Origin of the sequence: Microtetraspora sp. AC03309 (assembly GCF_020826795.1) — a bacterium.
Classification (GTDB): domain Bacteria; phylum Actinomycetota; class Actinomycetes; order Streptosporangiales; family Streptosporangiaceae; genus Microtetraspora; species Microtetraspora glauca.
In genome coordinates this window covers 1-386 of record NZ_JADDIL010000635.1, presented here as the reverse complement: position 1 = coordinate 386, position 386 = coordinate 1, and the positions used below count along the sequence as shown (strand labels likewise).

Genomic DNA, 386 nt, shown 5'->3' with positions numbered 1-386 from the left:
AACTGGAAGATAGCCCATGAATAGTCAAATGGTCCCGAATGAAAAGCACCCGTAGCCGTTTCCGTCGCGCGGAAACCAGCCACTGACAACTTTTCCGACACTTCCTGGCGACGATCGACATTCGTCCACATCACCAGCATCGATACCGTCTTGAACAGACTCAGCATTCTATTGGGAAAATCGGGATCTATTTTCTGGGAAAAATCAGTCACCAACATGCTTCTGTCCCACAAATAAACGCCAGCCACGGTATCAAAAACGTTGAAGAAACTCCGACGGCCATCGAATATGAAATCCCATCTGTCGTTGCGAACGGGATATTCCGGCCCCAGTACATAATCATCACGATTGTATGCAAACAGCATCGGCTGGGTCGGACCCGTATA

Annotated in this window: 1 protein-coding gene; it reads right to left on the bottom strand. The window is 48.7% G+C overall.

The window, feature by feature from the left end:
• Window positions 1-365: hypothetical protein (locus IMZ11_RS44710; RefSeq protein WP_228649889.1), on the bottom strand; the 365-nt coding region annotated here is incomplete at its 3' end.
• Between the last annotated feature and the right edge of the window lie 21 nt (window positions 366-386).